The organism is Streptococcus sp. HMSC034E03 (assembly GCF_001811505.1).
Lineage (GTDB): Bacteria > Bacillota > Bacilli > Lactobacillales > Streptococcaceae > Streptococcus.
This window is the reverse complement of sequence record NZ_KV804997.1, coordinates 94,990-118,820: the sequence shown is the minus strand read 5'-3', so window position 1 is coordinate 118,820 and position 23,831 is coordinate 94,990. Positions and strand designations below refer to the sequence as shown.

Here is a 23,831-nt window from a genome sequence, read left to right as displayed (position 1 = left end):
CAAAAATTAGTAGAAAATGCAAGGAAGAAGGAGAAAAGAACCTAAAAAAATTCCAACAGCTAATAGCATGTTGGAATCTAAATATTAATTGAAGTCTGCCTTGCTTTTAACATCGCTATATTCTTCAGCGATTTCTTGGCTGAGAATATCCTCATAAGCTGGAAGGTCGATGTCTTGACCATATTTTTTCTTAAGAGCAGTAGTGATCAAGCGATAGGCTAGGTTGGCATTACGAGATAAGATAGGCCCGTGGAAATAAGAACCAAAGACATTTTTATAGTGAACACCTTCACCGACCTTTTCTTCGTTGTTGCCATTTCCGTAGACAACCTGCCCCAGTGGTTTTTGGTCATCTGAGAGGAAGGTGCGGCCTTGGTGATTTTCAAAACCATAGTAGGTTTCATCGAATTCTTCGTTATGAATTTTAATGTCACCGATAAAGCGGTTATTGGTTTGGTTGAGTGTGTAATGTCCCATGACACCTAGACCTTCTATGCGTCTTCCGGAAGCTTCAATATAGTATTGACCTAATAGCTGGAAGCCACCACAGATAGCAAGGACGACACCATCATTTTGGATAAAGTTGTCGATACTTTCTTTTTTAGCAGGCAAATCACCAGCAATGATGCTTTGTTCAAAGTCTTGGCCACCGCCGAAAAAGGCAATATCGTAGTGATGTTCATCGAAATTGTCATGAAGCGAAACGATGTCAACTGTCACATGGGCCCCCAGCTTTTCAGCTACATACTTGAGCATGAGGATATTCCCATTATCTCCGTAGGTATTCATGAGATTCCCATAGAGGTGGGCGATATTTAGTTGGTAAGGATAAATGCCGTCTTTTGAGGAAAGTGAAGTATAAACCATTAGTTCATCTCCTTTCTAACAATCTGACGATTGGCTAGTAATTCTCGGAATTCTAGCATAGCCGTATAAGTCGCAAGGATATAGGCATGCTTGCAGTCTTGAGCTTCGATCGTTTTGAGAACTTGTTCCAGTCTACTTGTTTCAGTGATCTTGTCAGCTGGATAGCCAGTAACACGTAGACGACGAGCAATTTCAGAATGACGAACGCCACCTGCATTGATTTCAGGAATGTCCATATCAGTAATTTGTTCAAAATCTGCATCCCAAATCCAGCTGGTATCAATCCCATCCGCATAGTTGGCATTGAGGAGAACAGATAGACTAAATGGGTAAGGAGCTAGTTTGATCATTTCGATGGCCTGGGTAGCACCAACAGGATTTTTAATAAGAACCAGTGTGCATTCCTTGTCACCAATCTGGAAGGTTTCTTGGCGACCGAATACTGCACGACTCTTGTCAAATCCTTGTTTAATCAGTTGAGAATCAGCGCCTAGGTAACGGGCGATAGCAACTGCAGCCAGAGCATTGTAGATGTTGTAGAGACCACCGATTTGGATACCGTATTCCTGGCCGTCGATAACAAAACGAGAGCGATTGTTGGTCAATTCAACCAGTTCAGTCAGACGATAATCCAGCTCAGGACGTTTGCATCCACAATTTTCACAGATGTAGGCACCCAAGTTGGCATAGGTATTGAGCTCGTACTTAAGAATGCTATGACATTCAGGGCAGAGGATACCTTCGGTATTGTAGTGAGCCAGTTGTGCTGGTCCTTTTTCCAAATCAAAACCAAAATATTGAACAGGATTTGGAATTGCAGGTTTATAGAAAAGTGGACTATCACCGTTCAGCAGAACAGTAGCAGTAGGAACTTTTCGAATAGCATCCAAAATCATGTTATAGGTTGTATAAATCTCACCGTAGCGGTCCATTTGATCGCGGAAGATATTGGTGATGACGAAGAGACTTGGCTTGATGTAGTCACAGATACGGGAAAGACTGGCCTCGTCGATTTCTAAAACTGCAATGTTTTTGCCTGTTTTAGAGGATTTGGCTGTCAAGAAGGTAGTTGTAATCCCTGTGATCATGTTGGCACCACTTGGATTGGTCAAAACTTGACCATAGACTTCGTTTAAAATACCGACAGTGAGGGCAGTTGTCAAGGTTTTTCCATTGGTACCAGTAACCACGACAATTTCGTAGTTCTTCGCTAAATGTTGTAAAATATCTTTATCAAATTGAAGGGCCAGTTTTCCAGGGAGCGTACTTCCACGTCCAAGACGACTCAAAATAAAATGAGAAGAACGCCCAGCAAGAAGACCCAAAGTAGTTTTTAATTTCATGTTTCTATTATATCATAAAAGCTGAAAAAGACAGTTTTGAGATTTTAGAAAAAGAAAAACAGCCCAAGGAGGGCTGCTTGATAAAACTAAATCGCAAACAAGTCATTCAAGTTCTCAGCCAAGGTTGGGTGAGTGAAGATTTGTTTTGTGAAGTATGTGTATGGGATTTTGTTATCCATTGCAACAGTGATGATATTAATGATTTCTTGAGAACCTTCAGAGAAGATAGTTGCACCGAGAATTTCTTTAGTTTCAGTATTGACAACAGCTTTGAAGGCGCCACGAAGGTCACCGTTTACATGACCACGAGGCATTGCTGCAACAGGGATTTCCTTGACAGCGTATGGAAGTTTCAAATCAGCTGCTTGGCTTTCAGTCAAACCAACTTGTGAAAGTGCAGGTGTGATAAACATGGTGTTTGGCACATTGAGACGGTCTTCAAGTGTGTAGCTGCCATCACCAGCAAGGTAGCTGTAGACAACACGGAAGTCATCAAGTGAAATGTAAGTGAATTGAAGGCCACCGTTGACATCTCCAACTGCAAAGACTCCAGGAACATTTGTTTGACAGTTTTTGTCGACCTTGATAGCGCCACGTTCAGTAAGTTCAATATCTGTATTTTCAAGTTGAAGTGGTTCAACATTTGGTTTACGTCCTGTTGCATAGAGAAGGGCATCGAAACGATAGGTTTCATTTTCAGTCACAACAAGAACTTGGTCACCATCGTTTTTGATTTCAGTAGTATGGATGTTTTGAAGCAATTCGATGCCGTCTTCTTCCATGTATTGTTTAGCAAGAGCTGCGATGGAAGGTTCTGCACGAGGTAGGAAAGTATCTAGAGCATCCAAGACTGTTACCTTGCTTCCGAGTTTGTTGTAAAGACCAGCAAATTCAAGACCAATGTTTCCACCACCAAGAATTCCGAGTTTTTCTGGTAATTGTTCCAAGTTTTGGATGCCTGTTGAGTCAAAGACATTCTTGCTAGTCGCAAGACCTGGAATTGGCAATACGTTTGAAACAGCACCAGTGTTGATGACGATTGTTTCAGCAGTTAGTTCTTGTTTTTCATCACCAGCTTGAATTTCGATGACTTTATTAGAAACAAAGTGGGCTTCGGCATCAATGATATCAACTCCAGTACCAGCGATAGTAGCATAGTTTTTACCATTGAGGCGTGTAGTAACAGTGTTTTTAGTTGCCATAACCTCGTCAAATGACAAGTCCTTTTCTGCGGCAACTAACAAGGTTTTAGTTGGGATACAACCGATATTGATACAAGTTCCTCCGTACATCGCCTTACTGCGTTCGATAAGGGCAACTTTTTTACCAGCTGAAGCTAGTTTCCCAGCAAGAGTTTTACCTGCCTTACCAAATCCAATAACAATTAAATCGTATGTTAACATTTTTAAATCCTCCTGTTTGATTTCATTCTAGCACAAGAAAAAAATAATTTCACAAATCTGCTACGGAAAAAAATATTGGACTAAATTAGTCTTACGAAAGCTTTTGAGAATCAAGTTCAAAAAATAGAAAAATCGTTTACATGATTTAATCAAGTGGTTAGACTATCTTTTGGCCCTTTCTTGTGTTATACTAGATAAGTTGCAAAGAAAGCAGTACTTTTCTTTTGTGGAAAAGAAGCAACACGATCTTTCATAGAAGATATGAAAATACGTCATGAAAAGAAAAGTATAAACTAAGCGCTATAGGGTGGCTTCGCACCACCTTTAGAAAGAAGAAAAACGTGAAATTTAATGAATTTAACTTGTCTGCTGACCTTTTAGCAGAAGTTGATAAAGCAGGATTTGTGGAAGCAAGTCCTATCCAAGAGCAAACTATTCCTTTGGCTCTTGAAGGAAAAGATGTTATCGGTCAAGCACAGACTGGTACAGGGAAAACAGCAGCCTTTGGCTTGCCAACCCTTGAAAAAATTCGCACAGAAGAAGCGACAATCCAAGCTTTGGTGATTGCGCCAACTCGTGAACTGGCTGTTCAAAGTCAGGAAGAACTCTTCCGCTTTGGTCGTAGTAAAGGTGTAAAAGTTCGTTCAGTCTATGGTGGTTCAAGTATTGAAAAACAAATCAAGGCTCTTAAATCAGGGGCTCATATCGTAGTTGGAACGCCTGGTCGTCTCCTAGACTTGATTAAACGCAAGGCCTTGAAATTGCAAGACATTGAAACTCTCATCCTTGACGAAGCAGATGAGATGCTCAACATGGGATTCCTTGAAGACATCGAAGCCATCATCTCTCGTGTCCCAGAAAATCGTCAAACCTTGCTCTTTTCAGCGACTATGCCAGATGCTATCAAACGTATTGGTGTTCAGTTCATGAAAGAACCTGAGCATGTGAAGATTGCTGCCAAAGAATTAACTACAGAACTAGTTGACCAGTACTATATCCGTGTTAAGGAACAAGAAAAATTTGACACCATGACTCGTCTTATGGATGTTGATCAACCTGAGTTGTCAATCGTTTTTGGTCGTACAAAACGTCGTGTAGACGAGTTAACTCGTGGGCTTAAAATCCGTGGTTTCCGTGCAGAAGGGATTCATGGAGATTTGGACCAAAACAAACGCCTTCGTGTCCTTCGTGATTTTAAAAATGGCAACCTTGATGTCTTAGTTGCAACAGACGTGGCTGCTCGTGGTTTGGATATTTCAGGTGTGACTCATGTCTACAACTATGATATCCCACAAGATCCTGAGAGTTATGTTCACCGTATCGGTCGTACAGGTCGTGCAGGTAAGTCAGGTCAGTCTATTACTTTCGTTTCACCTAATGAAATGGGTTACCTCCAAATCATTGAGAACTTGACTAAGAAACGTATGAAAGGTCTCAAACCTGCAAGTGCGGAAGAAGCCTTCCAAGCTAAGAAGCAAGTAGCTCTTAAGAAAATTGAACGTGATTTTGCGAATGAGGAGATTCGTGGCAACTTTGAGAAGTTTGGCAAGGATGCTCGTCAATTAGCCTCAGAATTCAGTCCTGAAGAATTGGCTATGTATATCCTCAGCTTAACTGTTCAAGACCCAGATAGTCTTCCTGAGGTTGAGATTGCACGTGAAAAACCGTTACCATTTAAACCATCTGGTGGTGGCTTTGGTGGCAAAGGTAAGGGAGGTCGTCGTGGAGATGACCGTCGTGATCGTGAACGCCGTCGTGACAATCGTCGTGGTGAACGTCGGGATGATTTCAAAAAAGGCAGTCGCAAAAACGACCGCTTTGATAAGGAAAAACGTTACCGTAAGGACAACAAAAAACCTCGCACAACATCTAGCGAAAAGAAAACAGGCTTCGTTATTCGTAACAAGGGCGATAAATAATAAAAAAGCGGTTCACTGAGGTGGATCGCTTTTATATATAAGGAGACCGAGAGTTACGTAAAAATTAATACTAGAAGTCATATCTATATATTTGTTATCTTGTAATATTATATTATCAAAAAATGGAGAAGCTGTCAACAAGAAAATTGAAAAAAATATAAAAAATTGCAAATGTAAGAGAATTGCAATGCAATAAGCAATTTTCAGATAATTATTGAAATAAAGACAGTTTTGTGATATAATGGAAGCGATTAAATACGAGGTGGAAAATGGCACATTTATTAGAAAAAACGAGAAAAATTACGTCTATCCTGAAGCGTGCGGAGGAGAAATTACAAGATGATCTTCCATATAATGCTATCACACGCCAATTAGCGGATATTATTGATTGCAACGCTTGTATTGTTAACAGCAAGGGGCGCCTCCTTGGCTATTTTATGCGTTACAAAACCAATACAGATCGCGTAGAGCAGTTCTTCCAAACTAAGATTTTCCCGGATGACTATGTACAAGGTGCAAACATGATTTACGATACAGAAGCAAATCTGACTGTAGATCACGAATTAAGCATCTTTCCAGTTGAGAGTCGTTCTGATTTTCCAGAAGGTTTGACAACAATTGCTCCAATCCATGTTTCTGGGATTCGTTTGGGTTCTTTGATTATTTGGCGAAATGACAAGAAATTCGAAGATGAGGATTTGATTCTTGTTGAGATTGCTAGTACGGTGGTTGGTATTCAGCTTTTGAACTTCCAACGTGAAGAAGACGAGAAAAATATCCGTCGTCGTACAGCCGTAACGATGGCAGTCAACACTCTTTCTTACTCTGAGTTACGAGCAGTGTCAGCTATTTTGAGTGAATTGAATGGCAATGAAGGACAGTTAACTGCGTCAGTCATTGCAGACCGTATCGGTATTACGCGTTCTGTGATTGTCAATGCCCTTCGGAAGCTCGAATCAGCAGGAATTATTGAAAGTCGTTCACTGGGGATGAAGGGAACTTATCTTAAGGTCTTGATCCCAGATATCTTTGAAGAAGTGAAAAAGAGGGACTATTAATGGCTAAGGCTTTAATTTCGATTGACTATACAGAAGATTTTGTAGCGGATTATGGAAAATTGACAGCTGGAGCTCCTGCTCAAGCAATATCAGAAGCGATCAATCAGGTGACTAGATTAGCATTTGACCGTGGAGATTATATTTTCTTTACCATTGATGCTCATGAGGAAAATGATGTCTTTCATCCAGAAAGTAAACTATTTCCCCCACATAATCTGATTGGGACTAGCGGGCGTAATCTATATGGTAAGTTAGCTGAATTTTATCAGGAACAGGCCCAAGATAGTCGTGTTTTCTGGATGGACAAACGTCACTATTCGGCTTTTTCTGGTACAGATTTGGATATTCGTCTCCGAGAGCGTCGCGTGGATACAGTCATCTTAACAGGAGTTCTTACAGATATCTGTGTATTGCATACGGCTATCGATGCCTATAATCTTGGGTATCAGATAGAAGTTGTCAAGCCAGCAGTCGCATCCATTTGGCCTGAAAACCATCAGTTTGCACTTGGACATTTTAAGAATACATTAGGAGCGAAACTCCTTGATGAAAATCTAGTTGAAATCAAAGAATAATGTATTCAAAAAAACTGAAAAAAATCTGAAAAAAGTGTTGACAAAGTTTGTGAAAGTTGATATACTAGTAAAGTAATCGACGCGGGGATGGCGGAATTGGCAGACGCGCAGGACTAAGGATCCTGTGACCGCTTTAGGTCGTGAGGGTTCAAGTCCCTCTCTCCGCATAGGATAAGAGCTGGCAATTGCTAGCTCTTTATTTTTTTATCAAAATGAGGGCAAAGATTTTGCTCTTTTTTTGTGATTTCATAAACATTTCATATTTGAATATTATAATGGTTTTACAAATATGGAGGTGCTATATGAATCCCACTCAAAGAGCCTGGGCTTACGTCAGCAGAAAACGACTGAGAAGTCTCATATTATTCCTGATTCTATTTGTCTTATTGGCTGGAATATCGGCTTGTTTGACGCTTATGAAGTCCAACAAAACAGTAGAAAATAATCTCTACCGCTCACTGAATACATCTTTTTCTATTAAAAGAATAGAAGCAGATCAGATTTTTCAACTGTCTCAACTAGATGACCTTAAAAAGATAAAGGGTCTCGAGAAGATTTCACCTGAGCTAGAAACAATAGCCAAGTTAACTGACAAAGAAGTCGTTACTGGAGAACAAAGTATCCAAAGGGATGATTTGACAGAGGCTGAAAAAAATCTTATCAGTCTGATTGCTTTAGAAGATTCTTCCAAGGATGTTTCTTTTACAAGTTCCGCCTTTACCCTTAAAGAAGGAAGACATCTACAAAAAGGAGATAACCAGAAAATCTTAATCCACGAAGATTTAGCCAAGAAAAACAAGCTAAAAGTAGGGGATAAGATTAGTTTAACTCCTGCTCAAGTTGAAGGAAATAGTGGACAAAGGCTAGACTATGAAATCGTAGGTATTTTCTCAGGTCAGAAGCAAGAGAAATTTACCGGTCTATCATCAGACTTTAGTGAAAATACGGTCTATACAGACTACGAAAGTAGCCAAACTCTTCTTGGAAATAAGGAAGATCAAGTCACTGCAGCCCGTTTCTATCTTGAAAATCCAAAAGATATGGATGACATCATTCAAGAGGTTGAAAAATTATCTCTGGAAAACCAAGGTTACCAAGTTGAAAAGGAAAATAAGGCCTTTGAACAAATCAAGGATTCCGTTTCGACCTTCCAAACCTTCCTACAGATTTTTCTCTATGGCATTATGATTGCTGGAGTAGGAGCGCTGGTCTTGGTCTTGTCACTTTGGTTACGAGAGCGAGTCTACGAGGTTGGTATTTTATTGGCACTAGGTAAAGGAAAAATAGCAATCTTTAGCCAATTCTGTCTGGAAGTTATCCTAGTTTCATTGGCAGCAATTCTACCAGCATTTCTTGCAGGAAATGCTATTACTTCCTATCTCTTGAAGACTGTACTAGCAAGTGGAGATCAGGCTGCACTACAAGATACGCTAGCAAAAGCAACGAATCTTTCAACAAGTCTTTTATCATTTGGAGAATCTTATATCTTCCTACTAATCATCAGCTGCTTGTCAGTTGCACTTTGTTTCCTATTTTTATTTAGAAAATCACCGAAAGAAATTTTATCATCCATTAGTTAATGAAGGAGAAATCATGACTTTACTACAATTACAAGATCTTACTTATCGTTATAAGAACACTGCAGAAGCAGTATTATATAAAATCAATTACGATTTTGAACCTGGCAAGTTTTATAGTATTATCGGAGAATCTGGAGCTGGGAAGTCAACACTCTTATCTCTATTAGCAGGACTTGATAGCCCAGTCGAAGGTGCTATCCTATTCGAAGGCAAGGATATTCGTGAACAAGGTTATTCTTATCATCGCATGCACCATATCTCGCTAGTTTTCCAAAACTATAACTTGATTGATTATCTTTCCCCATTGGAAAATATCCGCTTGGTCAATAAAAAGGCTAGCAAGGATACTCTTCTTGAACTTGGTTTAGATGAAAGTCAAATCAAGCGGAATGTTCTCCAATTATCAGGAGGACAGCAACAACGGGTTGCCATTGCTCGTAGTCTTGTCTCTGAGGCGCCAGTGATTTTAGCAGATGAACCAACAGGAAATCTAGATCCTAAGACTGCTGGGGATATCATCGATTTGCTCAAATCTCTTGCTGAGAAAACAGGCAAGTGTGTGATCGTTGTGACCCACAGCAAGGAAGTAGCACAAGCATCAGATATTACACTTGAATTGAAGGATAAGAAACTGACTGAAACAAGAAGAAATAGTAACTAAAACATTTAAACATATTAAAAACTGAAGTAAATCTAGAAAGGAATCTTATGTTACACAACGCATTTGCCTATGTCACAAGAAAATTTTTCAAGTCTATTGTGATCTTTCTTATCATTCTCTTGATGGCTAGTTTGAGTTTGGTCGGCTTATCTATCAAGGGTGCGACAGCCAAGGCTTCTCAAGAAACCTTTAAAAATATCACCAATAGTTTCTCCATGCAAATCAACCGTAGGGTCAATCAAGGAACTCCACGTGGTGCTGGGAATATCAAGGGTGAAGATATCAAAAAAATTACCGAGAACAAGGCCATTGAATCCTACATCAAACGGATTAATGCTATCGGTGATTTGACAGGCTATGAACTTATTGAAACGCCTGAAACCAAGAAAAATCTAACTGCAGATCGTGCTCAACGTTTTGGAAGTAGCTTGATGATAACAGGAGTTAATGATTCGGCTAAAGAAGACAAGTTTGTGTCAGGCTCTTACAAGCTGGTCGAAGGTGAGCATTTAACCAATGACGACAAGTACCAGATTCTCATGCACAAAGACTTGGCTGCTAAACATGGCTGGAAGGTAGGAGATAAGGTCAAACTGAACTCCAATATCTACGATGCAGATAATGAAAAAGGAGCCAAGGAAACAGTAGAAGTAACGATCAAAGGACTTTTTGATGGACATAACAAATCTGCTGTGACCTACTCACAAGAACTTTATGAGAATACAGCTATAACAGATATTCACACAGCAGCCCAACTCTATGGTTATACAGAAGATACAGCTATTTATGGAGATGCTACCTTCTTTGTAGCTGGAGATAAGAATCTAGATAGTGTCATGCAAGAATTAGGGTCTATCAACGGCATCAACTGGAAGATGTATAGCTTGATTAAGAGTTCATCTAACTATCCTGCCCTTGAACAATCTATCTCAGGCATGTACAAGATGGCTAATCTTCTCTTCTGGGGTAGCTTAAGCTTCTCTGTTCTACTACTTGCTCTCTTACTGACACTATGGATTAACGCCCGTCGTAAAGAAGTTGGAATTCTCCTTTCAATTGGTCTTAAACAAGCAAGTATTCTAGGACAATTTATCACAGAAGCAGTTATGATTGCAATTCCAGCTCTCATTTCAGCCTACTTCTTAGCTAATTACACAGCTCGTGCTATTGGGAACACAGTTCTTGCCAATGTCACATCAGATGTGGCTAAACAGGCAAGTAAGGCAGCCCAAGCTTCCAATCTTGGTGGTGGTGCAGAAGTTGACGGCTTTAGCAAGACTCTTTCAAGTTTGGATATTTCTATTCAACCTTCAGACTTTGCCATCATCTTTGTACTTGGTTTGGTATTGGTAGTATTAGTTATGGCACTTGCTTCAAGCAATCTCCTCTTTAAACAACCAAAAGAACTCTTGTTGGATAGTGAATAAAAAACCTGCTACCTATTCTCACTCAAATGAGATATAATATAGGTAGCATTTTTGATAGAAAAGGATTTATATGAAAATTCTAATTGTAGAAGATGAAGACATGATCCGCGAGGGAATTAGTGACTATTTGACGGATTGTGGCTATGAAACCATTCAGGCAGGAGATGGAGAGGAAGCTCTAAAGCAATTTTTCAATCATCAAGTAGACTTGGTTCTCTTGGACATTCAAATGCCTAAACGAAATGGTTTAGAGGTTTTGTCAGAAATTCGTAAAAGAAGCCAAGTTCCGGTTTTGATGTTGACAGCCTTTCAGGACGAAGAATATAAGATGAGTGCCTTTGCTGCATTAGCAGATGGTTATTTGGAAAAACCTTTTTCTCTATCTTTGTTAAAAGTACGAGTGGATGCCATCTTTAAACGTTATTATGATACCGGTTGTATTTTTACCTATAGAGACACCGAGGTAGACTTTGACAGTTATAGCGCTAAAGTAGCTGGTCAAGAAGTTGCAGTGAATGCAAAAGAGCTGGAAATTTTAGACTATCTGGTTAAAAATGAAGGTCGAGCCTTAACACGGTCGCAGATTATCGATGCTGTATGGAAGATGACAGATGAGGTTCCTTTTGACAGAGTGATCGATGTCTATATCAAGGAACTACGGAAAAAATTGGATTTAGACTGTATTCTTACCGTGCGCAATGTTGGTTATAAATTGGAGAGAAAATGAGACGTTCAGGTTTATTTAAAAAAATTTTTATCTATACCTTCTCGGTATTTTCTACCTTGGTCATTTGTTTGCATTTGGCCATCTATTTCCTCTTTCCTCCGACCTATCTCAGTCATCGTCAGGAGAGCATAGGGCAAAAGGCTACAGAAATTGCCCAGTCCCTCCAAGGAAAGGACAGTCAAGCTATTCAGGAAGTCCTTGAACTTTATTCTAAAAGCAGTGATATTAAGGGAGCTGTTAAGGGAGAGATGACTCAGGATAAGTTGGAAGTCAATGATAATCTTCCCATTGATAAACAACGACAAACGGCTTCCTTGGTTATTGAGGAAAGAGAAGTTCAAACTAAGGATGGTCAGACGATGACCTTGCAATTCTTGGCATCTATGGATTTGCAGAAAGAAGCAGAAGACATCAGTCTTCAATTTCTGCCTTATACTTTATTAGCGTCTTTCATCATTTCGCTCCTCATCGCCTTTATCTATGCTAGAACCATTGTTGCACCTATTTTGGAAATCAAACGAGTGACTCGACGGATGATGGATTTGGATGCAGAAGTGAGGTTGCGCGTGGATTCTAAGGATGAAATTGGCGATCTCAAAGAACAAATCAATAGCCTTTATCAGCATCTCTTGACTGTGATTGCAGATTTGCATGAGAAAAACGAGGCCATTCTCCAGCTGGAAAAGATGAAGGTTGAGTTTTTGCGAGGTGCTTCCCACGAACTGAAAACACCTCTAGCTAGTCTAAAGATTCTTCTGGAGAATATGAAAGCCAATATTGGACGCTATAAAGATCGTGATCATTATCTGGGAGTTTCTTTGGGTATTGTGGATGATTTGACTCACCATGTCCAGCAAATCCTATCGCTTTCTTCAGTGCAGGAGTTGCGAGATAAGAAGGAAGTAATCGACCTTTTTGATATGACCAATCTCCTATTGAAGGACTATGACTTGTTAGCCAAAGAGAGAAAAATCACTGTAGAAAATCAACTGACTGACCAACAAACTTATCTAAATCCTTCGGTACTCAAGCTGATTCTTTCCAATCTGATCAGTAATGCTGTGAAACACTCTGTTCAAGGTGGTTATCTGAAAATTGGAGCAAAAGATAGTTGGATGTTTATAGAGAACGCCTGTACATCTGAGGAGCAAGATAAATTTGAACAATCCTTCACGTCCTCTAGTCGACAAAGTAAGGGAGCTGGCTTGGGACTCTTCGTAGTCAAAAGTTTATTGGAAAATGAAGAAATTGACTATCGATTTGAAAGACATGATGATCACTTGGTATTTTACATGAACCTGCCTTAGAACAAGGAGTAGACCAAGTGGGAAAAGGTTTACATATCTGAAAATAGAAGAAATTCAATCGAAACTACGGGAAAAACTAGCTTTTTTTGCTAAAAAGTGATAAAATGAACAATGTAAATGGGATGTCCCATAAAAATATACAGGAGGCCTGATAAAATGGCAATCGTTTCAGCAGAAAAATTTGTCCAAGCAGCTCGTGACAACGGTTATGCAGTTGGTGGATTTAACACAAACAACCTTGAGTGGACTCAAGCTATCTTGCGCGCAGCAGAAGCTAAACAAGCTCCAGTTTTGATCCAAACTTCAATGGGTGCTGCTAAATACATGGGTGGTTACAAAGTTGCTCGCAACTTGATCGCTAACCTTGTTGAATCAATGGGTATCACTGTACCAGTAGCTATCCACCTTGACCATGGTCACTACGAAGATGCACTTGAGTGTATTCAAGTTGGTTATACTTCAGTTATGTTTGACGGTTCACACCTTCCAGTTGAAGAAAACCTTGAAAAAGCTCGTAAAGTTGTAGAATTTGCTCACGCAAATGGTGTATCAGTCGAAGCTGAAGTTGGAACTATCGGTGGTGAAGAAGACGGAATCATCGGTGATGGTGAATTGGCTCCAATCGAAGATGCTAAAGCAATGGTTGCAACTGGTATCGACTTTTTGGCAGCTGGTATCGGTAACATCCACGGTCCTTACCCAGCAAACTGGAAAGGTCTTCACCTTGACCACTTGCAAAAATTGACTGAAGCTGTACCAGGATTCCCAATCGTATTGCACGGTGGTTCAGGTATTCCTGATGAGCAAATCCAAGCAGCTATCAAACTTGGTGTTGCTAAAGTTAACGTTAACACTGAATGCCAAATCGCATTCGCTAACGCAACTCGTAAATTTGCTCGTGACTACGAAGCAAACGAAGCAGAATACGACAAGAAGAAACTCTTCGACCCACGTAAATTCTTGGCTGACGGTGTAAAAGCTATCCAAGCATCAGTTGAAGAACGTATCGACGTATTCGGTTCAGAAGGTAAAGCTTAATTTAGCTGGACAATACAAAACAGAAACCTGCCCCTGAGGGTGGGTTTTTTCAATTTAATGTTTTATAGAGTTGTGAGAATAAATGTAAATCAAAGATGTTGATAAACAAGTCTTTAAAATCAGAAAAACGTATATTATCAGGTGGTAAAAAACTTGATAATATGCGTTTTATTTTGGGAATATTCACTAACTTATATGGTAGATTTAATTTTTTATCTAACCTACTTCATATGACTAACAAAGTCAACTTGAAGAACTGCTTTAAATTTTTGTATAAAACTGATAAAGTCAGTAATCTAGTCATATCAAGGATACATCGACCTAATTTGAATCATATTTTTATCAGATATATAATGTAATGAAATAAAATCTGAACAAATTGACTAGGAAAATCAAATCAATTTCTAGTAATGTTTTAGAAGCCAGACTGTACTATTGTTTATTCAACTCACTATAAAATTGAAGTGTCAACAGAAAAATGCTAGATAAAAAAGTCTAGCATTTTATTCTTCTAAAGTCTCTAAGATGAGGTTAATAGCATCAAGTAGTTTTTTTCGTTTTGAAATGGGTAGTTCAGAAATCAGTTCAAATGTTTTTGTCGTCTCAAAATCAGTTTCTTGATTAAAAAAGTTAAAAAATTCAGCTTCAGTGACTTCCAAAGCAATGATAATTTTCTCTAACGTTTCTAATTTTATATTTAAATTTTTATTTTCAATATTATAGATATAATTAATACCTAGATTGGCTTTCTCACTCAACTCCCACTGTGTCATTTTTTTCTGCTTTCTTAAATGTCGGATTCGAAGAGAGATATGTTTTTGTAATGTGTATTTGTTCATATAATCCCCTAATTTCTCTATTGTAACTCTTAAATTATCACCACAAATCCCCTCTGTAGAGTTAAAATTATACTGAAATCACTTTACAAAATAGGTATTTTGTATTAAACTAATGGAAGAACGACTTATAAGGAGTGAAATATGGATAAACGCACAAAATGGAGTTTAGCAGCAGCTGCACTTGTTACAGCTAGCCTAGCAAAGGTTGAAGATGTCAATGCTAAGGAATTAACTGAACAAGGACTTTCTTCTCAAGTAGTCACTGAGCAAACATCAACTAAAACCGTAGAAATTACAAAAGAACAAGTCAATCACGCAAAAGAAAACGTGAAACATGCTGAACAAACTGTTGAAAATGCACGTACAGTGAATGACAATGCCATTCAAACAGTAACAGAACTTGAAAAACAGGTATCTGTAGCGAAACAAAATGTACAAGATGCAGAAACGAATCAAAAAGCATCTGATATATCTATTGCTGAAGCGGAAGATAAACTAACCAATGCAGTTGAACAGGTTACCAATGCCACAATGCAACATTCGGTATCAGCTGATCAAGTAACTCATGATAAGCAAGCCGTTGACGAACAAACAACAAAACTCAAACAAGCAACTGAACAAGTAAACGAACAAGAACATATTGTTCAATCAGCACAAGATCGTGTTCAAGAAATTGAAGAATCGATTCATCATACAAATGAACGTGAATTAACTGATGCGCTTACTCAAGCAACCACAGTTGTCGAGCAATCAAAAGAAGCTGTTACCGTAGCTGAACATCAAGTAGAAATTGCAAAAGAAGCTGATGAAAAACGTAATGAAACAATCAATATCTTAGATGAAAAAGTTACCCAAGCAACAACCAATAATGTTATTGCAAATAATACAGTAACAAACAAAGAAGCAGAGGTTAAGGTAGCAGAACAACGAGTTCAAGATGCGCAACAAACACTTACTAATGCTACTACAACGCTAAAAACATTAACAAATCAAGTTGTAAATACATTAACTCTTAGTGAAGAATATATTAAAGCACTAAAAGAAGATGATGAAGTAACCTTGAAACGTATTAATGAAATTGTTGGTGATAAAAACGAATACAAGTCAAATGAAGTTGACAAAACTCGAAATATTGATATTCGAAATTTAACATACGATCAACAATTAGAGTTAACACAATTTGCAGCTGATTTGATTAATCAAGTACGTAAGCAATATGGTTCACCACTTGTTACAATTACAAAAGACTCTCTTAAATTTGCAAATACAGTTGTACGTAGAGATGAAGCAAATGGTTATCAAATGGATGATGGGCATGATGTTAAAGTTATCAATGAAGTTGCACGTGAATTTGGTCTAACAACTGGTGGAAAACTTCAATTTTATGAAAACTTATTTTCATATGGATTAAATGATGATGAGTACGAAAATGAATACAAACACTTGGGTGTAAATGCTGATCAATTTGATACTAAAACAATGGATGAAGCTAAACGACGAATTTATAAATCATTAGAAGCATTCTTGTTTAACGGATATGAATGGCAACATGCTAGAAGTATTGTGGGTTATAGAAATGAACCTGCATATTTTGGTCTTGCAATTGGTCATGGATTAGCAGTAGGTAAAGTACATTTCGAATTAGTTCGACCAGATTATATTGATGACCCATCAAAATTCGATACTATTGAAATTAAAGTGGAATCACCAACAGAACGTATTGAAAAAGCAAAGACTGACGTTAAAAATGCAGACGTTACTCTTTCTAATGCAAAGACTGAATTAACTGAAAAACAAACTGAATTAGAAACTGCAAAAGAACAGGCTCAAGCAACAGGTCTCATTCTTACACAGGCAAAAGAAGCACTTACAGAAGCTAAGGAATCTAAAGAACAGACTCCTGAAGCAGTAACAAAACTAGACTTAGCCAAAGATGGCCTTCGTAAAGCTGAACTTGAAAAAGAAAATGCAGAAGAAAAACTTAAATCTCTTTCTAAAACAAAAGAAGAAAAAGAAAAAGATTTAGTTGCAGCTAAAGAACAGTTAAGTCAAGATAAGAAAGAATTAAAATCTCGTCAAGATAACCTTTTAACCGTTGAAAGACATTATCAGGAAGCCGTTAAACAATTAGCAGATGCAGAAGAAAACTTTAATATTACATTAAACGTATTAACAGATGCGAAACAAGATCTTAAACGTGCACAAGATAAAGTTGATGCATTGAAAAATGCACCGAAACGATTAGAAGATGCGAAACATGCGCTTGATCAACTCACACAAGAGTATGAAAAAGCTCTAGACTTACAACATACAAGTGAACTTAACTTGAAACATGCAATCGACGAGTTTGATAAAGCCACTCATGAATATCAATTACTTAAAGCTCAATACGAAGCATACCAAGCAAGCCTAAAACCATCAGTAGATGTGAAAGATAGTAAAGATCAAAATCTGAAAGGGAAAAAAGAGACTCAAAGTGCGAATCAGGTTGTTAGCTATAGCCGTGTAGCTAGAAATAAAGAATTGCCAAAAACTGGTAGTGCAAGCTCTGTTTTAACCTTGATTGGCCTAGGTGCACTTAGCTTACTTGGAGTAACACGTTCAAAACGCAAAAAAGAGGATAGATAATGAAAAGAGTCAGTATATTTGTTTCATTGATATTCCTACTTGTTTTGTTAACAGGTTGTAGTAAGAACCTTAACGGTATTTATGAAGGGAAAAATGGGATAGTTTCATATCGCTTGGAGATTAAAGATAAAGTAGCATCTTTGAGAATGAATGCCTTGGTTTTTGAGGATAATGTGGATCTGTCTGTTGATTCTAAAAATAAGGAGTTAACTGGAACATATAGGGATGACGAAGTAAGCTTATCTTATGAAATGAAGGAGGAGGCTCTTACTTTAACACCGAAAAATTCAGGAGCTTTAAAGATTACATCAGACTCAGTTGTAATGAAAAAAATAACCGGAAATGGTCAAAAAGAATCAGAAAAGCAATCTTCTTCAACTCGGAGTGAAGATGCTGGAACGTCAACAAAATCATCGACTAACAGCAGCTCGCAAAACACTAGTTCTAAAGAAAAAGGGGCCTCGAAGTCTTTGGATGTGACTGCTATCCAGTCAGGAGAGTTTTCTAGTCTAGTTGGAACGTGGCAGAATGCTAACGGAAAAGTCTTGAAATTTGATCGACAAGGTCTTGTCGAGCCACAAGATACGCGCTTGAATACAAATCGTTCTACTCTTGAAGGAGGGATTTTAAAGGCTAGTTTACAGCATGGATTTACTGGTTCAATGATTTACTTGGCGCCCAGTGGAACAGTTTTTCCAGATGGAGTAGATGGGAAACATGATGCTTCTGATAGTTCAAAAGATAGAATCTGGACTGGACAACAAGGGATATTTTCAGATGCAAATGATTTTTACTACAAGATGAGCACGGAGCTTTTAGATACGACGGGAACTACTGTGAAACGTAGTGGAGATGATGCACGTAAACGGCGTAATACTGGTGTTTGGTTAAGTGGTGGACAGTCCTCCGTTGATTATGCAAACGAAAAGCTAGGTTTTAAAGAGCGTGAAGTATTTGCAGGAAACTACGGTATGACAGATGAAATCCCCTATAATGCAGTTCATAGTACAGATGGTTCTGTAGTTTGGGTCTATCAAAACGGGGTAATCTTACAAGAAGACGGACAAATTCTTTATGAACCGTGAGTGGGAGTTAGTATAAAGAAAAGGAAATGGAAATGACGAGAGAGGAAATTTTACAATACTTACAAGATAAACGTGAGTTGACAGCTCCAGTAGCAGTAACTTTGAAAAATTTACAAGAAAAACTATCATTGCAATGTTTGTACTTACTTTACTAATTTTGATTACTGATAGTGGTAGAGGTTTGGAACGTTTTGTATTTCTGATGATAGGAATTGTATTATTTGGTGGTCGTCAGTTATTTTTGATATAACCAGCAGAAGCGGAACTGGAACAGGCTCAGAAATTACATAATACAGAAATTAGTCAACCAGGGTACATTAATGGGAAAAAGAATTTTCCAGAGAAATTTTATAATTATAGTGATACTTACCGTCTTTATAAACTGGTTGAAGAAGGACGTGCTTTGACATTGCAGGAGGCGTATAATCTTTTAGAAACACAACAATTTCAAGAAAATCAACTTTCTATTCAAGAAGAAACGCGCGCTTTGCAGCATGATATTGCTAGTTCAGCACGTGTTGCAGCTGTCGGCTCTGTTATTTCAGCTTTTAATACTAGAAAGTAATAAACGATTTCTCTTAGTGTATCAGAAGGAAATGAAAGAAAATATTGTCAATTTCTGACTGTCAAAATTATTTCAGAGAATGACTACTTATCATACCCTCATTAAGGTGTAGAAACTCTGTACCCTAGTCAATTAAAATCAATGTCCTATCTGTCTACAAAATCTTTTAATGTTTTGTAAATAAATTGATTAAAAATATGATGAATTATAAGAATCAATAAGTGGTAAATGTCCCTCAGAATTCATGTTTTTGGGGTAAATATACAAATGAGGTCAGGAAAAAATTACGACCTCATTTTTTAATAAATGAGACTTTTCTTATAATTTTAGTTTCTATATTCAAAACATTCAATTAACCAGTAAGTTTTTAAAACATCTGGGGGTTAGGATTACGAGAGCGCTACATGATCAATAGTTTTCTGTATAACCACTTTTTTGATGACTAATCTAATCTAATCTTTCAACAGTGTAATAGTGGTATTTCGTTTTCAGAAAAACATTAAATTGACAAGTAATGTAAATTGATGTACAATTACAGTACAAAACTTAAGTGAGGTGATAAGAATGGGAAAAACAGCTACAATTAGTGTTCGAGTTGATGAATTAGATAAACAATCAGCTGAACAGGTTTTGAAGCAGCTTGGGATGCCGATGTCAACATTAGTTACACTATTATTGAAACAAGTATCATTAACGAAGAAAATCCCTTTTGATATTTCATTGCCAGACGCACCTTCATCAGTGAATGTAGAGGAAATGACAGCTGATCGATTTGGACAAATGATGGTTGAAGCTTATCATGAAGCAGAAAACGGTCAGGTTCGATCGGTCGATGAGTTCTTTAAAGAATTTAAGGAACGGAATGTATGACTAAAATAACCATTAATATTTTAAAAAGAGCTGAAAGTGATATGGAAGCCATTTATCATTATATTGCAGACGAGCTTCAATCGCCGGAAACTGCCATGAATCACTTTGAAGCTATTGCAGAAGGGATTCAAACCTTAGAAATATTTCCTGAAAGATGTGCTATTGTAGAAGAATTGCTCAGTTTAGATATTAAAGTTAGACGACTACTAGTAAAAAATTATTCAGTGTTTTATCGCTTTGATAAGGATACAGTTACCATCTTGAGAGTGTTACATCAATCAAGTAGCTTGGACAGATTACTGTTTGAAATCGGGAACAAATCCGATTGACGTATACGTATTTAGTCAGATTATATTCTATTTCATGGCACTTTATATAAAATCGTAGTTAAAGCTTTCTAAAAAACATGTGACACTGCTCAGTAGGTTCAAGAAAGTAAAGTTTAATCTAGCTGAACCATATAAAATAGCAACCTGCCCCTTTTGGCAGGTTTTTTGGTATTTTAAGGAAACTATCAAGCCAGAATTTTTGATTAAAAGTATTATTTTAAGAGAGAAATCTCTAATTTCATAATCAATAAGCAAACGCTTGCATTCCTATTTTTATTAGATTATAATAGGTTGGTATAAAGCCTTCTGTAATAATATTGAGAAAGTGTAGAAAGTAAGGATTTAGAATATTTGTAGTCAACAATACAATATTGCTATTCCTTACGATAGGGAGATAGATATGGCAATGATAGAAGTGGAACATCTTCAGAAAAATTTTGTGAAGACAGTTAAGGAACCGGGCTTGAAGGGAGCTTTGCGCTCCTTTATTCATCCTGAAAAGCAGACCTTTGAAGCGGTCAAAGATTTGACCTTTGAGGTTCCCAAGGGGCAGATTTTAGGCTTCATAGGAGCAAATGGTGCCGGGAAGTCGACAACCATTAAAATGCTGACAGGGATTTTGAAACCGACATCTGGTTTTTGTCGGATTAACGGCAAGATTCCACAGGACAATCGCCAAGATTATGTCAAGGATATTGGAGTCGTTTTCGGACAACGTACCCAGCTATGGTGGGATTTGGCACTGCAAGAGACTTATACGGTCTTAAAAGAAATTTACGATGTACCAGACTCGCTCTTCCATAAACGCATGGACTTTTTGAATGAAGTTTTGGATTTGAAGGAATTTATCAAGGATCCCGTGCGGACTCTTTCGCTTGGTCAACGGATGCGGGCGGATATTGCAGCTTCCTTGCTCCACAATCCCAAGGTTCTTTTTTTAGATGAGCCAACCATCGGTTTGGATGTTTCGGTCAAGGATAACATTCGTCGGGCTATTACTCAAATCAATCAGGAAGAAGAAACTACTATTCTCTTGACCACTCACGATCTGAGTGATATTGAGCAACTCTGTGATCGGATTTTTATGATTGATAAGGGGCAGGAGATTTTTGATGGAACGGTGAGCCAGCTTAAGGAGACTTTTGGCAAGATGAAGACTCTATCCTTTGAATTGATGCCAGGGCAAAGTCATCTCGTTTCTCACTATGAAGGTCTACCTGATATGAGCATTGATAGACAGGGGAATAGTCTCAACATTGAATTCGACAGTTCTCGCTACCAGTCAGCTGATATTATTAAACAAACCCTGTCTGATTTTGAAGTTCGTGATTTGAAGATGGTAGATACGGATATTGAGGATATTATCCGTCGCTTCTATCGAAAGGAGCTCTAAGATGGTCAAATTGTGGAGACGTTATAAACCCTTTATCAATGCAGGGATTCAGGAGTTGATTAGCTATCGAGTCAACTTTATTCTCTATCGGATTGGGGATGTCATGGGGGCTTTTGTGGCCTTTTATCTCTGGAAGGCTGTCTTTGATTCCTCCCAGGAGTCTTTGATTCAGGGCTTTAGTATGGCAGATATCACCCTCTACATCATTATGAGTTTTGTGACCAATCTTCTGACTAGGTCAGATTCGTCCTTTATGATTGGGGAGGAGGTCAAGGATGGTTCCATTATCATGCGCTTGTTGAGACCGGTGCATTTTGCGGCCTCCTATCTTTTCACTGAGCTTGGTTCCAAGTGGTTGATTTTTATCAGCGTTGGCCTTCCATTTTTAAGTGTCATTGTGTTAATGAAAATCTTATCTGGGCAAGGGATTGTAGAAGTGCTGGGATTAACTGTCCTTTATCTTTTTAGCTTAACGCTGGCCTATCTGATTAACTTTTTCTTTAATATTTGCTTTGGATTTTCAGCCTTTGTGTTTAAAAATCTTTGGGGTTCCAATCTACTCAAGACTTCCATAGTGGCCTTTATGTCTGGAAGTTTGATTCCCTTGGCTTTCTTTCCAAAGGTTGTTGCAGATATTCTGTCCTTCCTGCCTTTTTCATCCTTGATTTATACTCCAGTCATGATTATCGTTGGGAAATACGATGCCAGTCAGATTCTTCAGGCACTCCTTTTGCAGTTTTTCTGGCTCTTAGTGATGGTGGGCTTGTCTCAGTTGATTTGGAAACGAGTCCAGTCATTTATCACCATTCAGGGAGGTTAGTATGAAAAAATATCAGCGTATGCATCTGATTTTTATCAGACAATACATCAAACAAATTATGGAATACAAGGTGGATTTTGTGGTTGGTGTCTTGGGAGTATTTCTGACTCAAGGCTTGAACCTCTTGTTTCTTAATGTCATCTTTCAACATATTCCATCCCTAGAAGGTTGCACCTTTCAAGAGATTGCTTTTATCTATGGATTTTCCTTAATTCCAAAGGGATTAGATCATCTCTTTTTTGACAATCTCTGGGCTTTAGGTCAACGACTAGTTCGAAAAGGGGAGTTTGACAAGTATCTGACTCGTCCTATCAATCCTCTCTTTCACATCCTCGTTGAGACCTTTCAGATTGATGCCTTGGGTGAACTCTTGGTCGGTGGCATTCTATTAGGAACAACAGTGACTAGCATCGCTTGGACTCTTCCAAAATTCCTGATTTTTCTAGTCTGTATTCCTTTTGCGACCTTGATTTACACTTCTTTAAAAATCGCGACAGCCAGCATCGCTTTTTGGACCAAGCAGTCAGGCGCCATGATTTACATTTTCTATATGTTTAATGATTTTGCCAAGTACCCGATTTCCATTTACAATTCGCTCCTTCGTTGGTTAATTAGCTTTATTGTACCTTTCGCCTTTACGGCTTACTATCCTGCCAGCTATTTCTTGCAGGATAAGGATGGGCTTTTTAACATCGGAGGATTGGTTCTGATTTCCCTTATCTTCTTTGGAATCTCTCTAAAACTCTGGGATAGGGGCTTAGATGCCTACGAAAGTGCGGGTTCTTAATAGCAAAAATTGGACCAAATCATGAAAGGATTTTATGATGTTTGTAATTGAAGAAGTGAAAGATGTTAATCAAAAAATGGCAGTTGTCGCTGAGGTTTTAAAGGATTTGCCAGAATGGTTTGGAATTCCAGAAAGTACGCAAGCCTATATCGAAGAAGCCAAGGACTTGCAAGTGTGGGCTGCCTATCAGGAGAGTGATTTAACTGGCTTTGTAAGCTTGTCCTATTCTAGTGAAGATTGTGCCGAGATTGATTGTCTCGGAGTAAAAAAAGCTTATCAAGGTAGAGGAATTGGTAGTCAGTTACTTGCTACTTTAGAAAGTGAAGCCAGTAAAAATGTTGATTTTTTGCAGGTGAAAACAGTAGCAGAAGGTTCTAATAAAGATTATGACCGAACAAATATCTTTTATGGTAGTCTTGGTTTTAAAAAACTAGAGATTTTTCCGCAACTGTGGGGATCCCAAAATCCTTGTCAGATTTTGATTAAAAAGATGGGTTAAGAATCCCTTGATATCCGTCCTTATAGTGCTATACTGTAAGTGTAATCGCCGATTTAGCTCATACTCTTCGAAAATCAAATTCAAACCGCGTCAACGTCGCCTTGCCGTACT

The 23,831-nt window shown here is 38.2% G+C and carries 23 protein-coding genes and 1 tRNA gene; 20 read left to right on the top strand and 4 right to left on the bottom strand.

Annotation, left to right across the window (positions count from 1 at the left end; all coding sequences use genetic code 11):
- Positions 1-84: 84 nt before the first annotated feature.
- The 3 genes from gatD to HMPREF2805_RS08570 all read right to left on the bottom strand — a co-directional run bounded on the left by gatD (position 85) and on the right by HMPREF2805_RS08570 (position 3,613).
- The gene (gatD, locus tag HMPREF2805_RS08580; protein ID WP_075232176.1) at positions 85-867 is read right to left on the bottom strand and encodes a lipid II isoglutaminyl synthase subunit GatD; all 783 of its coding nucleotides are present in this window, start codon (positions 865-867) and stop codon (positions 85-87) included.
- Positions 867-2,210: a lipid II isoglutaminyl synthase subunit MurT gene (murT, locus tag HMPREF2805_RS08575; RefSeq protein ID WP_075232175.1), complete on the bottom strand. Its 1,344-nt coding sequence runs from the start codon at positions 2,208-2,210 to the stop codon at positions 867-869. Before murT ends, gatD begins: the two co-directional genes overlap by 1 nt.
- A gap of 86 nt (positions 2,211-2,296) precedes the next feature.
- On the bottom strand, positions 2,297-3,613 hold the full coding sequence (locus HMPREF2805_RS08570) for an FAD-containing oxidoreductase (RefSeq protein WP_075232174.1): 1,317 nt from the start codon (positions 3,611-3,613) through the stop codon (positions 2,297-2,299).
- Between the two features lie 341 nt (positions 3,614-3,954).
- Between HMPREF2805_RS08570 and HMPREF2805_RS08565 the strand changes: the two genes are divergently transcribed.
- The 10 genes from HMPREF2805_RS08565 to HMPREF2805_RS08520 all read left to right on the top strand — a co-directional run bounded on the left by HMPREF2805_RS08565 (position 3,955) and on the right by HMPREF2805_RS08520 (position 13,905).
- Positions 3,955-5,532, top strand: a complete 1,578-nt coding sequence (locus tag HMPREF2805_RS08565; RefSeq protein ID WP_075232173.1) for a degradosome RNA helicase CshA — start codon at positions 3,955-3,957, stop codon at positions 5,530-5,532.
- A 269-nt stretch (positions 5,533-5,801) separates the two neighbouring features.
- Entirely contained in the window at positions 5,802-6,590 is a 789-nt protein-coding gene (codY, locus tag HMPREF2805_RS08560; protein WP_075232172.1) for a GTP-sensing pleiotropic transcriptional regulator CodY, read from the top strand.
- Complete coding sequence (locus HMPREF2805_RS08555; RefSeq protein WP_075232171.1) at positions 6,590-7,165, top strand: cysteine hydrolase family protein; 576 nt, start codon at positions 6,590-6,592, stop codon at positions 7,163-7,165. Before codY ends, HMPREF2805_RS08555 begins: the two co-directional genes overlap by 1 nt.
- 81 nt (positions 7,166-7,246) lie before the next feature.
- Positions 7,247-7,332: transfer RNA gene (locus tag HMPREF2805_RS08550), tRNA-Leu, on the top strand.
- 135 nt (positions 7,333-7,467) lie between these two features.
- Entirely contained in the window at positions 7,468-8,745 is a 1,278-nt protein-coding gene (locus tag HMPREF2805_RS08545) for an ABC transporter permease (RefSeq protein WP_075232170.1), read from the top strand.
- A gap of 13 nt (positions 8,746-8,758) precedes the next feature.
- Positions 8,759-9,406, top strand: coding sequence for an ABC transporter ATP-binding subunit Vex2 (gene vex2, locus HMPREF2805_RS08540; RefSeq protein WP_075232169.1), 648 nt, complete (start codon positions 8,759-8,761; stop codon positions 9,404-9,406).
- Between the two features lie 47 nt (positions 9,407-9,453).
- A complete protein-coding gene (gene vex3, locus HMPREF2805_RS08535) occupies positions 9,454-10,833 on the top strand; it encodes an ABC transporter permease subunit Vex3 (RefSeq protein ID WP_075232168.1) in 1,380 nt (459 codons plus the stop codon).
- Positions 10,834-10,903: 70 nt separating this feature from the next.
- On the top strand, positions 10,904-11,560 hold the full coding sequence (locus HMPREF2805_RS08530; protein ID WP_075232167.1) for a response regulator transcription factor: 657 nt from the start codon (positions 10,904-10,906) through the stop codon (positions 11,558-11,560).
- Positions 11,557-12,867 carry a sensor histidine kinase VncS gene (gene vncS, locus HMPREF2805_RS08525; protein WP_075232166.1) on the top strand — a complete coding sequence of 437 codons (1,311 nt, stop codon included), beginning with the start codon at positions 11,557-11,559 and terminating at the stop codon, positions 12,865-12,867. Before HMPREF2805_RS08530 ends, vncS begins: the two co-directional genes overlap by 4 nt.
- A 156-nt stretch (positions 12,868-13,023) precedes the next feature.
- A complete protein-coding gene (locus HMPREF2805_RS08520; protein WP_049549139.1) occupies positions 13,024-13,905 on the top strand; it encodes a class II fructose-bisphosphate aldolase in 882 nt (293 codons plus the stop codon).
- A 503-nt stretch (positions 13,906-14,408) separates the two neighbouring features.
- Here the strand turns inward: HMPREF2805_RS08520 and HMPREF2805_RS08515 are convergent.
- On the bottom strand, positions 14,409-14,744 hold the full coding sequence (locus tag HMPREF2805_RS08515; protein ID WP_075232165.1) for a helix-turn-helix domain-containing protein: 336 nt from the start codon (positions 14,742-14,744) through the stop codon (positions 14,409-14,411).
- A 141-nt stretch (positions 14,745-14,885) separates the two neighbouring features.
- Here HMPREF2805_RS08515 and HMPREF2805_RS08510 point away from each other — a divergent pair, with 141 nt between their 5' ends.
- The 10 genes from HMPREF2805_RS08510 to HMPREF2805_RS08470 all read left to right on the top strand — a co-directional run bounded on the left by HMPREF2805_RS08510 (position 14,886) and on the right by HMPREF2805_RS08470 (position 23,720).
- Entirely contained in the window at positions 14,886-17,372 is a 2,487-nt protein-coding gene (locus tag HMPREF2805_RS08510) for an SEC10/PgrA surface exclusion domain-containing protein (protein WP_075232164.1), read from the top strand.
- Positions 17,372-18,457, top strand: a complete 1,086-nt coding sequence (locus tag HMPREF2805_RS08505) for a DUF6287 domain-containing protein (protein WP_075232163.1) — start codon at positions 17,372-17,374, stop codon at positions 18,455-18,457. The genes HMPREF2805_RS08510 and HMPREF2805_RS08505 overlap by 1 nt, the downstream gene beginning before the upstream one ends.
- Before the next feature lie 32 nt (positions 18,458-18,489).
- Entirely contained in the window at positions 18,490-18,612 is a 123-nt protein-coding gene (locus HMPREF2805_RS11545; RefSeq protein ID WP_261676362.1) for a hypothetical protein, read from the top strand.
- 248 nt (positions 18,613-18,860) lie between these two features.
- Complete coding sequence (locus HMPREF2805_RS11325) at positions 18,861-19,022, top strand: hypothetical protein (RefSeq protein WP_186822565.1); 162 nt, start codon at positions 18,861-18,863, stop codon at positions 19,020-19,022.
- A gap of 564 nt (positions 19,023-19,586) precedes the next feature.
- The gene (locus HMPREF2805_RS08495; protein ID WP_075232162.1) at positions 19,587-19,892 is read left to right on the top strand and encodes a type II toxin-antitoxin system RelB/DinJ family antitoxin; all 306 of its coding nucleotides are present in this window, start codon (positions 19,587-19,589) and stop codon (positions 19,890-19,892) included.
- Positions 19,889-20,221, top strand: coding sequence for a type II toxin-antitoxin system RelE/ParE family toxin (locus tag HMPREF2805_RS08490; RefSeq protein WP_075232161.1), 333 nt, complete (start codon positions 19,889-19,891; stop codon positions 20,219-20,221). Before HMPREF2805_RS08495 ends, HMPREF2805_RS08490 begins: the two co-directional genes overlap by 4 nt.
- A 400-nt stretch (positions 20,222-20,621) precedes the next feature.
- Entirely contained in the window at positions 20,622-21,614 is a 993-nt protein-coding gene (locus tag HMPREF2805_RS08485) for an ABC transporter ATP-binding protein (protein ID WP_075232160.1), read from the top strand.
- Position 21,615: 1 nt separating this feature from the next.
- Positions 21,616-22,434 carry an ABC transporter permease gene (locus HMPREF2805_RS08480; protein WP_075232159.1) on the top strand — a complete coding sequence of 273 codons (819 nt, stop codon included), beginning with the start codon at positions 21,616-21,618 and terminating at the stop codon, positions 22,432-22,434.
- A gap of 1 nt (position 22,435) precedes the next feature.
- Complete coding sequence (locus HMPREF2805_RS08475; RefSeq protein WP_075232158.1) at positions 22,436-23,221, top strand: ABC transporter permease; 786 nt, start codon at positions 22,436-22,438, stop codon at positions 23,219-23,221.
- Positions 23,222-23,258: 37 nt separating this feature from the next.
- Positions 23,259-23,720, top strand: a complete 462-nt coding sequence (locus HMPREF2805_RS08470; protein ID WP_075232229.1) for a GNAT family N-acetyltransferase — start codon at positions 23,259-23,261, stop codon at positions 23,718-23,720.
- The last annotated feature ends 111 nt before the right edge of the window (positions 23,721-23,831 follow it).

Coding starts and splice junctions, on each gene's coding strand:
- gatD (WP_075232176.1), bottom strand. CDS start 867: ATGGTTTATACTTCACTTTCCTCAAAAGACGGCATTTATCCTTACCAA.
- murT (WP_075232175.1), bottom strand. CDS start 2,210: ATGAAATTAAAAACTACTTTGGGTCTTCTTGCTGGGCGTTCTTCTCAT.
- HMPREF2805_RS08570 (WP_075232174.1), bottom strand. CDS start 3,613: ATGTTAACATACGATTTAATTGTTATTGGATTTGGTAAGGCAGGTAAA.
- codY (WP_075232172.1), top strand. CDS start 5,802: ATGGCACATTTATTAGAAAAAACGAGAAAAATTACGTCTATCCTGAAG.
- HMPREF2805_RS08555 (WP_075232171.1), top strand. CDS start 6,590: ATGGCTAAGGCTTTAATTTCGATTGACTATACAGAAGATTTTGTAGCG.
- HMPREF2805_RS08545 (WP_075232170.1), top strand. CDS start 7,468: ATGAATCCCACTCAAAGAGCCTGGGCTTACGTCAGCAGAAAACGACTG.
- vex2 (WP_075232169.1), top strand. CDS start 8,759: ATGACTTTACTACAATTACAAGATCTTACTTATCGTTATAAGAACACT.
- vex3 (WP_075232168.1), top strand. CDS start 9,454: ATGTTACACAACGCATTTGCCTATGTCACAAGAAAATTTTTCAAGTCT.
- HMPREF2805_RS08530 (WP_075232167.1), top strand. CDS start 10,904: ATGAAAATTCTAATTGTAGAAGATGAAGACATGATCCGCGAGGGAATT.
- vncS (WP_075232166.1), top strand. CDS start 11,557: ATGAGACGTTCAGGTTTATTTAAAAAAATTTTTATCTATACCTTCTCG.
- HMPREF2805_RS08520 (WP_049549139.1), top strand. CDS start 13,024: ATGGCAATCGTTTCAGCAGAAAAATTTGTCCAAGCAGCTCGTGACAAC.
- HMPREF2805_RS08515 (WP_075232165.1), bottom strand. CDS start 14,744: ATGAACAAATACACATTACAAAAACATATCTCTCTTCGAATCCGACAT.
- HMPREF2805_RS08510 (WP_075232164.1), top strand. CDS start 14,886: ATGGATAAACGCACAAAATGGAGTTTAGCAGCAGCTGCACTTGTTACA.
- HMPREF2805_RS08505 (WP_075232163.1), top strand. CDS start 17,372: ATGAAAAGAGTCAGTATATTTGTTTCATTGATATTCCTACTTGTTTTG.
- HMPREF2805_RS11545 (WP_261676362.1), top strand. CDS start 18,490: ATGACGAGAGAGGAAATTTTACAATACTTACAAGATAAACGTGAGTTG.
- HMPREF2805_RS08495 (WP_075232162.1), top strand. CDS start 19,587: ATGGGAAAAACAGCTACAATTAGTGTTCGAGTTGATGAATTAGATAAA.
- HMPREF2805_RS08490 (WP_075232161.1), top strand. CDS start 19,889: ATGACTAAAATAACCATTAATATTTTAAAAAGAGCTGAAAGTGATATG.
- HMPREF2805_RS08485 (WP_075232160.1), top strand. CDS start 20,622: ATGGCAATGATAGAAGTGGAACATCTTCAGAAAAATTTTGTGAAGACA.
- HMPREF2805_RS08480 (WP_075232159.1), top strand. CDS start 21,616: ATGGTCAAATTGTGGAGACGTTATAAACCCTTTATCAATGCAGGGATT.
- HMPREF2805_RS08475 (WP_075232158.1), top strand. CDS start 22,436: ATGAAAAAATATCAGCGTATGCATCTGATTTTTATCAGACAATACATC.
- HMPREF2805_RS08470 (WP_075232229.1), top strand. CDS start 23,259: ATGTTTGTAATTGAAGAAGTGAAAGATGTTAATCAAAAAATGGCAGTT.